We start from the raw sequence: 10,190 nt of genomic DNA on the forward strand, positions 1-10,190 counted from the left end.
TCGATTGGCCCTAGAGCCCGTCAAACGGGAAAGATCAGTGGGCGAGCCCGCGGCGCAGCTGGTAGCGGCCGTTCTGATACTCGTCGAAGATCTGCGAGAGCGACGGGTGATCGATGGGCCCGCCGTCACTGTCGGCCATCAGATTCTGCTGGCTGACATAGGCGACGTAGCTCGATTCCTCGTTCTCGGCGAGAAGGTGGTAATAGGGCTGCTCGCGCAGCGGACGCACATCGACCGGGATCGACTGATACCATTCCTCGCTGTTGGCGAAGACCGGGTCGATGTCGAAAACCACCCCGCGAAAGTCGTGATGCTTGTGGCGGACGACATCACCGATCGCAAACCGCGCACGCGTCAGCCGGGGCGCATCGATGATCCGTCCGGCCTGGGGGGAGAAAAAAGTCGCCCTGTTCATGGGGCCAATATAGGTTTGGCGGCGGGGTGAAACAAGCAAGCCCGTTGATCGATCCCCGCTTTTTCCGAAAAGAGGGGCTTGGCAAGCGCGATCAACTGGGCTACCGGCGCGCTTCGCTCGACCCGGCGGGGCTTCCCGCATTATAGCGATCTCTAGCGGAGAGGTGGCAGAGAGGTCGAATGCGCCGCACTCGAAATGCGGTGTACGGGCAACCGTACCGTGGGTTCGAATCCCACCCTCTCCGCCATTTCCTTTTCACTGCCCGAAAAGTCCTCTAATGCCCTGAAAGGGAAGGATATTTCGGTGGTTCGAACACCCTGATTCCAGTCATACTCCAGATGACCGTTCAAGGTGAGTTGAAGGACTATTCTCTTGTCCTCCAAGGTTCCATTTTCCCAAAGATAACAAGGGTTTGAGAAAAACTCAAAAGCGGTTCGAAAAGTTTCCTCATAGTCTCGTGCGACAGTGCCGCAACGAGCCTGCTTTTCGGCCAACAGGAGCTTGCTGCGCTCCAGTTCAGCGACCTTGCGCTCATAGGCACTGATAACCGTTGCGCTTTCGGATTCGACAATGCGCTCCAGCAGCCCGTCGATCTTCTTCTCGACCGCGTTGATCTTCAGCTTGAAGGCTGACTTCGCCTCACGAACGCCAGCAGCGCGCTTGTCCCAGAATATGCGGCATTGAGTGGAAATGAGCGCGAAGAGGTCGTGGCTGGGTTTCAGGGAGTGCAACAGGGTTTCATAGGCTCCCTCCACCTTGGCCCGCGCGACCGATTTGCCGAACTTCTCACAGCCGCGATGGCGGCAGATGTAATAGGGATAGGATTTGTTCCGCCCCTTGCTCCAGTTTGCAGTGAGAGGATGGCCGCATTCGCCGCAGGTCACGAAACCGCGCAGCGGGAAATCCTCGTGAACGTCCGTGCGTGCTGGTGCATAGACTTTGTCGTTCAGCCGCTCCTGATTGCGCTCGTATGTTTCGAGCGAGATCAACGGCTCGTGCTGCCCCTTGCGCAAAGATACGCCCCAAACCTTGCTCTCGATATATCCAGCATAGATCGGGCGGGTAATGATGCGATTGGCTTGCTCGTTGGTCAAAGTGCCGTGGCGCGTGAGACGGAAGCCTGGACTGTTCTCAAGGAAGCGTTTCACCTCCGCCTGTGAGGCAAAGCGCCCGCTGGCATAGCCTTCCAGCGCTTCCCTGATAGCAGAAGCCATAGGTTCTTCGGGCACAAGGATCGAGCCGCCTGCGGGACTCTTCTGGTAGCGATAGCCGAGCGGCGCATAGAACACCCAATAACCTGCCAGCATACGTGCCCGCATACGGTTCTTCGCCTGCTCGCCGTTCTTCTGGCGCTGGTGCTGCGACACGGATGCCAGCAAATGTTCAACGAGGATGCTGTCGGAATCCTCGCCAAACTCGATGGACGGGGATTCCAACGCGCCTCCTGCCTTGTTGATCTCAGCGCGGAGCTTCAGGTGTGCTTGCAGGCCGCGAGCCAGACGGCTGATGTCATCAATGATGACAACCATGCCTTGACGCCGATGCTTACGCACGAATGCGAGCATAGCGGTAATACCGGGACGGCCCAGCATGGACCCTGACATATCGTCCTGAAAGACTTTGACGACCTCATAGCCCTTGTAGGCCGCATATTCGCGGCAGCGGGTTTCCTGACTTTCGAGGCCGCTGCCTTCGCGGGACTGTTTCTTGGTGGAGACGCGGCAATAAACGACCGCCTTGTTTTCTGTTTTCATTATCATGTCGATACCTGGCCTTATGGGCCGCTAGGTGTGTTGCTCGCGCCCTCGGTATCGAGGTCAACTGTTTCTTTGTCTGAGAACAAATCAAGAATAGCACGTTCGGGATCATCTTGGAAATGCCTATTTGCCCGCGCAGCCAACGAGAGCTGAACGGGGTGCATGCCATAGGACTGATCCACGAAGGACGAGACAATATTGCCGACGATGCGGATCAGTTCATCCTTCTCCTCATCGCTCATGTCGATGCCCGCGATACACTCGCGGCATTCCTCAAATTCCTCGGGCGTAAGAAGCGACACCTGCGTTCCCTTTCGCCGCCCGCAAGCGGCCTTTGTTCATACCTAGACGCAGGTTTCAGATACTCTGGGCTCAAACCCCTTCTGGGGGAAACGCTCTCCTTTTTGCGTCCAACAACGCAATCCTCGCTATCACAATTCCATTCTATCACCTCAAGTTTGTATTATGCAAACTTATGGAAAAATTGGATATTAGTGGGAATGCAGTTCGACCAAGTGTTTGCATACAATCGTATGCACTTGGCAGGTTCACAATTTCCCCAAACGGGCCAATCACACGCCGCCACTGTGTAACTCGCGGACATCGCCAATCTGGTCCTTCCATGGCGCAACCTCGTAGAACGGGAGACGGTCACATACGACCAGTTGCGGCAAGCCTGCGATCTTGATGATCTGCTTCCCTGAGCCGATTCCACGGATGTCTTCGGCTTGCAGGACAGGGCGGCGGCTTTCGCCGCGATTGGTGCCAGCGCTCTCAACAGCGCCGCCACCGATATTCTGACCTCTTGTGACAATGGTGCGATTTCCCGACCACCGCTCGACATCGCGCATAAGCGACGGGTCTTCGACGCCTGTCATGTTGAAGATGGCCGCCTGATCTTCGATCTCGCGCACTGCATCGCGCGACCAGCGCCCCTCCATCGAATAGCGCCCCTGGGCGAAGAGCCAGAGCTGAATGCCTTTGCCGCGATAGAGCCTGAGTGCCTTCATCACGGCGGGCGCAGGCGGGAGTTGCGGAAACTCATCGAGGATGAAGCAGGTGCGAAGCTTGCCCCGCTCTCGGGCAATCGCTTCGATTGCGTAGTTGATGACGAGACTGACCCAAGGCGCGGCCACGCCGAGCTTTTCTGAAGGTGTAATCAGATAGACCGTGCATGGCTCATGCTTCAGTCGCCCGAAATCAAATTCATGGGCGGAGGTGGCGCGGTCGAGCGTTTTGCCGATCTCGAAGGCCGAGAGCGCTTCGATGGCGTCGGAACGATAGGCCTCGAATTGTTTCGGGGCATCGGCATAGGTTGCGCCCATCGCCGCCGCTTTGCGGGCGATGCTCTCAATCCCGCAGCTTGCCATCATCTGGAACTCATGCGCCATTTCTTCGTCGGAGGAATTCACATACCGCCACAGTCCACCGAGCGTGCAGCGTTGCGGGGCAAAATGTGCCGCATATTCCATGTATCCAGACATGAAGCGCACCGATCCTTTGCCGACCCAGCTACTCTCGCCCTCATTGGGCTTGAGAGGGCGCACGGTCTGCGCGATCTCGTCGGCCTGCGTGTCGATCTCCCCGCCATCGCGGACGATCTCGACAAGCACCTGCAACGGATTGATCCGCGTGTTGGGAAGTCCGAGGAGGTTGAAGGGGTTGAGATAGATGCACCTTTGACCGAGCACAGCCTCGCGGTGCTCGCGCGAGGCAAAGCAATTCTCGCCATCCTTCACGTCCACGACGATCAGGCTGCGGTCGCGCACATGGGCGAGATTGGGAAGAATAAGATCACGGCCCTTGCCAGAGCCCGTCCGCGCATAGGTGAGGAGTTGCCCGTCTCCGTTGAAAAACAGCATGCGGCCCTGCTGCGCGCCCAGAAACAAGCCGCTGGTCTCTAACAGACCAACGGCTTTCAGATCATCCAGGTTGGCAAGCCGCCCATCGCCGAGCTGGCCACTCGGCGCTGCGATGGACATCAGATATTGCTGCCAAGCGGCTCTTTGACGGGCTTCCTCTTCTCGCTGAGCCCGATCCATCTCCCGCGTCATGGAAAACAGACGCGGGAGAAATGCGGCCATCTGTTCGAGCCGCATGGGATTATTCCCCTTCCTCGCTTTGCGCGTCGCGGCTGATCTGTGGCAGATCAGGAAAGCTGATCGGTTCCATGCTCTCGATATCGGCGCGAACCTGCGCAGGCGGCGGGAGACCCGTGTCCCAGCCTTCGACCGAGACGGTGACGCCATTCTGGACCGCCGAGGTCAGCTCCCCCTGAAGCTGGCTACCGACCTGATCGGCATAGTCGAGCGCGTCATCGCCTCCGCCTGGCTCAATGACATTCGCCGCGCGGCCCCAGAGTCGCGCGAGATTGACCACCAACATATCAGTGCCCTGCTGTTGGCGGGCGATATCGGTGCGCTGATGCACATAGTCCTGCTGGAGTTGCGCGGTGGTCTGCGCGTAAATCCGAGTGCGGTCATAAGCTGCCTGATAGTTGGTCAGGATACCTTGGGCCGCTGCGCGATATTGCTCCTGCTGCTGGGCAACGCTGACTTTGACCTCTTCGGCCCAGTCGGCAAACGCGGCCTGCGTTTCCAGATCGTGCGCCTTGATCTCGGCAGCATAACGACCGCTGTACGAACCTGTGAGGGTCGAAGGCCGATATTCAGGCGGTGCGAACATCTCGGCACCGTAGAGCGCCGCGCCGCAAAGGATGATCCCGAAGAACATACCGGCCCCTGCGGAAATCCGCTTCTTCTGAGGCGGCATGACGATTTGATACGGTTGGCCTGCCGCCTGCGGCGGGACCACGGCCATCCCGCTTTGCTGAGGGGCTTCGCCCCCGTAATCCATCGAATATTGCTGGTTGCTCATGACTTGGCTCCTGTCTGACGAAATGTCGCCAGACAGGAGCCTGAATTTGGGTGGAGGCGTGGGGGAAACCCACGCCTCAGGATTTAAGCAATGACCCGCGCCGCCACCGTTGGATGACGAATAGCAAGCGCCAGATAGAGCAGGCGCAGGCGCGGCAACGTCCGCCTTTGCGGTGCCTGTCGCGGATGTTGGACTGCAAACCGCAGGAACGAGCCAAGCCATGAATTGCTTGGGTCTTCATCGGTTCGCAGAACTGTATCGACACAGATTGAAAGCTGGTCGATGCTCCGCCCCTCGCAATCGAGAACGATGCCATCGAACTCCCAGACGATATCGGTGAGCAAATCGGCAAAGCCACGGCGGCTGCACGGCAGCAGTGCGCGATAGGCTATAGCGAGGCGGTGAATGGCTGCCTTGGTCAGCAGCTTCTCGGGTGATGGGATGCGAACAACGCCATCAGGATCATTGTCGTTCGCGGCGAGCGCTTGCAGCGTTTCTGGAGAGAGCCAGTCAGTCAACTTCGTCCCTCCCTTTGCCAAGGGCAAGCGTCGCAACGCGGCCAGTATTTCCAGACCCAGTGGGCACATGAAGGGATGTTCCGACAAGTCGGAATGTCGTTATCGTTCTCTGCTAGATAAACCCGCCGATCAGCGGTCAACTCTCCGCGCCGAAGGGCGCGTCCATCGCGCATAGCCATCGCTTATGCTCCTGTCCTACCCGCCGAAGCGGGATCGTGACGACACTCCACGATTGAAGCGCCGGAACGAGGGATGGCCATCTCTCAGTGATGGGTATGCGTGATTCGATACGTCAGGTCAACACACATCGTCAACGAACGCAATTTATTGGTCGGGAGTGCGGCGGTACAATGCGCCCGTGGCCCGAACAATCTCATCGCGGTGGAACCATTCGCGCTGGGCAAATTCGTCGTTTACCTCCCAGTTGTTTCGAACAGCAATCTCCGCTGGCAAATCATTATGTCGTAGCCAGTTTTGCAAGGCTGTATAGGCCCGCTTGTCATGCTGCCTCAGTGTCGGCTTGGTAAGTCGGCCGCTTGCAATCCAATCGCCCCAGACATCGTATAGAAAGGGGATGATTTCATCTTGCCGAGGGACATATTTCCGCTCTGGCACAGGTGGGGGATTCAATTGGTGATATCGATTGAAATGAGCCTTCAAAAGGCTTTCAACCACCTGCGGCAAATCATCGGCCAAATGGGGGCTTTCACTTGCCTCTTTCGCAACCGACTTCATAAGATCAATAAAGCGCTTCTCGTAATTCTCCACAGATTCATAGTTTAGTACTTTTACCGCTAAATTTCTATAAATTTTTGAAAACTCTGGACTTCTTTTGTCTCCAGCAGCTTTTCTCTCCTCTATCGCTTTGCGAACTTCTTCGGCACGCTCATTGCGCCAGCGGGTTTGAGCGGGATCGCCCCAGTCCGCCGTAAATTTCTTCATCTCTTCTTTCGTCATCCGACGACCAGCGTCACCATCTTCCGATGCCTTATCAGACTCAGGCAAACCTGCTTTTGATGTCTGCCGAACGCTCTTGGTCTTTGCTGCCATCTTAATGCACCTCAAAACACATTCCGACTTCATAGTTTGTTTTTAGGCTTGCTGCAATCAGTCGTTCTGTGTCCATGACGGCATGTGATTTCTCCTGCCGCAAATTGGCTCACCGTTTTCAGTCATCCCGATATCGGCGGCTGAAATTCAGTCACCCTCTGCCCCCGTCCGCTTCGCTGAAGCCGACAAGCCCCGGCCCGCACCACGACACTGACGTGCCCCGTGTTGGGGCGTTGCCCGCGCGAAGAACGGCGTGGGCCGCAGGTCTCCATCAGCCGTCCGAATGGTCGGGCGGCGCAACTGAAAGGAGACCATCATGGGACTTGATATGTACGCCCACTCAATACCGACCGACGAGAATATACCGCCTGTCGATTTCGACATCAAAATCCTCGACGAACGCCCAGGCGATTGCCCGCGCATCCATTACTGGCGCAAGCATCCGAATCTGCACGGATGGATGCGAGAACGCTACGTCGACAAGGGCGGCAGTGATCCAGACTTCAACGTCAGCACGCTGCAACTCACGCCCGAGGATATCGGTGATCTGGAAAGCGCCATCAAGGCGGGCGATCTACCCGATACGTCAGGCTTCTTCTTTGGCGTGACCGATGGATCGGAGATTGAAGACGATCTCGCATTCATCGCTAAAGCCCGCGAGGAATTCGCGAAGGGTAATTCCGTTGCCTACTTCGCCTGGTGGTGACAAATATGAGGGGCGATGTTTCCATTGCTCCTCATTACATTCCGGACTTATTGCTGCTAAGCACATGATTCTGAAATTGGGCGATAGACCAAGAGTGCCAATGCAGAGGAGCAAAAATGATTGGTTCGGGAATCTTTCTGGGGGCAGTCATATTTTCGGCTGCGATACTGATGTCGGTCGCTGTAATTTATAGCAAGGATAGGCCGCGCGATTACTATGTCGCCTTGTATGCCGCTGGTCTCATATTAGCGGTATTGGCGGTATTTGGTGGATACACCTTAATTACCTCTGAGAAGCAGAATACTGCGTCAAGCTCACAGACTTGATATTTGACCGACAAAGCTAACAAAAATGCGGGGCAATATTGCCATCGCCCCGCATCGCCTCTTCGTACCTTCTCAGGTCTTACGTGGTCGCCCGACCTTTTTGGGTGCGCCTGGACTTGCCTCTCGGGGCGTTGCTCCGCCTGGTGCTTTTTGCGTCATAATCGCAAATCCGAGCAGGATCCCGCCAAGCGGGATCAGCTCGATGCACGCACCAATGGCAATCGCCGCAATGGTCGCTTCGGGATAGAGCGCCAGATATGCCATGTTCGACACCACGGGCATTGAAGGGATTGGAGCGTCCTTTAGGGCTGCGATATCATCGAGCCCTTCCGTCAGCTCTTCAGCCATCCCGTCAAAATTCTGCGTAATGGCAGCGGCTGCGCTCGTGGGCAGGCCAGCAGCCAGCCAATCCTTGCGCATCGCATCCGCGACCGTCTGCATGGCTTCGACTGCGAGCGCATCGTTCACTTCCCGCGTCAGTCGCGCATAGTCGCTACCGTTCTTGCGCACGGCAACGAGCTTTTCGTGCCGCTCCATGTCAGAGTCGATCACGCGTCGCGTGTCGATCAGAAGACGGTCGAGCCTTGCGAACAAACGAGAGAGCTTCGCGCGGCTCGCGAAAATCGCCGCACGGGCATTGGCGCAGCCGTCACGGATGTTGGCGAGCGCAGTCGCCACCTGTCCCACATTGCCGCCTTCGCCGCTGTAGATGCCCGTGCCGACTTCCTGAACCTGCATGTTGGAGGCCGAGTTGACGCAATCATTGAGAGCGGGAATGCGATTGGCAATCGAAGCCGCCGCTTGTTGCCTGACCTGCTTCGCTTCCGACTGTTGAAGCAATGTGTATTCCATATGGGCAACTTCACCCGATGCGGAGGCCAGCACTGAGGAAGACGCACCCCCTAGCAGCAAGGCCATTGCGCCGAAGGCCGCAAAGAAGATGCCCATTGCCTTGCCTCGCTTTGATGGCGGCAAAGATGGGATATGCATCAGTGCAATATAGGAGCCGTAGGAAAGCCCCGCAGCAATTGCGACGGCAGAGAGAATTGTCTCCAGCCACGCGAGCAGGGTCATATCCCCAGACGGAGCGACGAGGTTAGCGATCCACACGGCTGCAAAGATGCCAGAGATCACGTGAAGGATCATATTGAGGGCAAGCAGCCCCCGAACGCTGGACGGTATCGAATTGGGCTTAGCCATAGTGCCCTCCTTTCTGGAGGGTGGCCTGCCAGCGATCTACATTGTCTCTGGGGGGAAGAGCAGAGCAATCAGACCAGATACTTGCTCGCAACAGAAAGGCCCTATAGGTGCATTTTGCGTAACCATGAGGGGGCTATATGAAAATCGTAGGCGCTGGCTTAATTGTTCTCGGAATACTCTCGCTCTGGTTCGCTCACTTTTATCCGATAGGGTCTGGCAACCCGCTGGAGAATCAGCTGCAACTCCTAACCGAACTGATGTGGTGGCAGCTCGGCCTTGCATTGATGGTCATGGGGACCACGCTGATCGCTGCCGCGTCCATCGTTTCGGCAATAAAGACCAGCCGCGAATAAGGTGAAAAGCTAGAAAGAACTCATTCGGCGTGAGCGTACTTGGTTCACTCGGACTCCTGCTGGAAGGCCCCGCCGTTCCGCTTCAGATCGAGAACGGCGCGCATAGCAGCTTCCCGCGCTCGATCAGGGCCGGACGCTTCTCCGATCCCGAATGCGCCAAATCCGCCATCTTTGAGGACGGCCCTCTCGTCGGCAAAATCGACGGCGGGCAGGCGATCCTGCATGATGTCAACCAAGGCACGGACAACATCGGCCATGCGGTTAAGCGCAGGATCGGACATGATGGCAGCTCCTATATCTGGGCTAATTGAGATATCACGAAGCAAGCCTGTCAGACCACAGGATACGGCACGTTTCGGAATATGGTCTCGGGGCGAGAGTTGAGATCACCTATGCGGCTTATGAGCCTGTTTCTGTCGTTAGCACGTTCCGCAAGGTGTGCCTTTGTATTACAAAACGAAAAATTTTGATTTTTGTTTTGTCAAAGGCAGACCTTGGCAAGGGCGGCCCGCTGCGCGCCTCCCGTTGCATCCCTCCCGGCTATATGGCGCTTCTCCACCACCTTTTTCAGCCTGACATTGGGTCAGCCAGAACTGGTGCCGTTTCAGCGCCATCGGGGAGACTTCGGCTCTCCCCGCCAGACATACGGACGCATGTCTTCCCCCATCGACAGGGGCGTGCCTGCCCCTTTGAACCCAGCCGCCTCCAGCGCGGCGAAGAAGCATTTCATAGCTCCCCTCGACCCCATCGACCATTTCATGGAGACCAACCGTCCGCCGATTGGATGCCGCCACAGGATCGCCCGTGAATGCGGCTATGCGAGTGTGGCGCCTTACGACCTATCGCGCAGCTTGCCGCTACCTTGCGAACAGGACACCCAAATTGTCTTTGCTACGCACTGATAGCCTCGCTGGCCGGACTTCCCCAGGCGAATGGAGCCAGACTGCGGTGTCTTGGCCATCGCAAATTGGGAATACCATGACTTGTC

10 protein-coding genes, 1 tRNA gene and 1 pseudogene are annotated in these 10,190 nt (G+C 57.0%); 3 read left to right on the top strand and 9 right to left on the bottom strand.

Going from position 1 to position 10,190, the window contains the following annotated elements:
* Positions 1–34: 34 nt before the first annotated feature.
* On the bottom strand, positions 35–415 hold the full coding sequence (gene hspQ, locus NN5_RS22700; protein WP_067738675.1) for a heat shock protein HspQ: 381 nt from the start codon (positions 413–415) through the stop codon (positions 35–37).
* A gap of 157 nt (positions 416–572) precedes the next feature.
* Between hspQ and NN5_RS22705 the strand changes: the two genes are divergently transcribed.
* Positions 573–662, top strand: a tRNA-Ser gene (locus NN5_RS22705).
* 592 nt (positions 663–1,254) lie between these two features.
* Here NN5_RS22705 and NN5_RS27370 read toward each other — a convergent pair.
* From NN5_RS27370 to NN5_RS26095, 6 genes and pseudogenes are all read right to left on the bottom strand, one after another.
* Positions 1,255–2,175, bottom strand: a pseudogene (locus NN5_RS27370) (recombinase family protein); the annotation flags it as partial.
* 14 nt (positions 2,176–2,189) lie between these two features.
* Positions 2,190–2,474: a hypothetical protein gene (locus tag NN5_RS22720; protein ID WP_067738656.1), complete on the bottom strand. Its 285-nt coding sequence runs from the start codon at positions 2,472–2,474 to the stop codon at positions 2,190–2,192.
* A 270-nt stretch (positions 2,475–2,744) separates the two neighbouring features.
* Positions 2,745–4,271, bottom strand: coding sequence for a type IV secretory system conjugative DNA transfer family protein (locus NN5_RS22725; RefSeq protein ID WP_067738659.1), 1,527 nt, complete (start codon positions 4,269–4,271; stop codon positions 2,745–2,747).
* Positions 4,272–4,275: 4 nt separating this feature from the next.
* Positions 4,276–5,049: a hypothetical protein gene (locus NN5_RS26445; RefSeq protein WP_067738661.1), complete on the bottom strand. Its 774-nt coding sequence runs from the start codon at positions 5,047–5,049 to the stop codon at positions 4,276–4,278.
* A gap of 83 nt (positions 5,050–5,132) precedes the next feature.
* Complete coding sequence (locus NN5_RS22735) at positions 5,133–5,567, bottom strand: hypothetical protein (RefSeq protein WP_067738663.1); 435 nt, start codon at positions 5,565–5,567, stop codon at positions 5,133–5,135.
* Positions 5,568–5,891: 324 nt separating this feature from the next.
* A complete protein-coding gene (locus NN5_RS26095) occupies positions 5,892–6,617 on the bottom strand; it encodes a hypothetical protein (RefSeq protein WP_157081282.1) in 726 nt (241 codons plus the stop codon).
* 316 nt (positions 6,618–6,933) lie between these two features.
* On the opposite strand from NN5_RS26095, the gene NN5_RS22740 reads away from it, so the two are divergent.
* Complete coding sequence (locus tag NN5_RS22740) at positions 6,934–7,323, top strand: phosphoglycerate kinase (protein ID WP_067738666.1); 390 nt, start codon at positions 6,934–6,936, stop codon at positions 7,321–7,323.
* A 398-nt stretch (positions 7,324–7,721) separates the two neighbouring features.
* Here NN5_RS22740 and NN5_RS22745 read toward each other — a convergent pair whose 3' ends face one another.
* Positions 7,722–8,849 (bottom strand): hypothetical protein, encoded by a 1,128-nt coding sequence (locus NN5_RS22745; RefSeq protein WP_157081283.1) that lies wholly within the window; start codon positions 8,847–8,849, stop codon positions 7,722–7,724.
* Between the two features lie 137 nt (positions 8,850–8,986).
* Between NN5_RS22745 and NN5_RS22750 the strand changes: the two genes are divergently transcribed.
* Positions 8,987–9,202 (top strand): hypothetical protein, encoded by a 216-nt coding sequence (locus NN5_RS22750; protein ID WP_067738670.1) that lies wholly within the window; start codon positions 8,987–8,989, stop codon positions 9,200–9,202.
* 44 nt (positions 9,203–9,246) lie between these two features.
* Here the strand turns inward: NN5_RS22750 and NN5_RS26100 are convergent, their stop codons facing one another.
* Positions 9,247–9,483 (bottom strand): hypothetical protein, encoded by a 237-nt coding sequence (locus tag NN5_RS26100; RefSeq protein ID WP_157081284.1) that lies wholly within the window; start codon positions 9,481–9,483, stop codon positions 9,247–9,249.
* Positions 9,484–10,190: the final 707 nt, after the last annotated feature.

Source organism: Novosphingobium naphthalenivorans NBRC 102051 (genome assembly GCF_001590985.1).
Lineage (GTDB): Bacteria > Pseudomonadota > Alphaproteobacteria > Sphingomonadales > Sphingomonadaceae > Novosphingobium > Novosphingobium naphthalenivorans.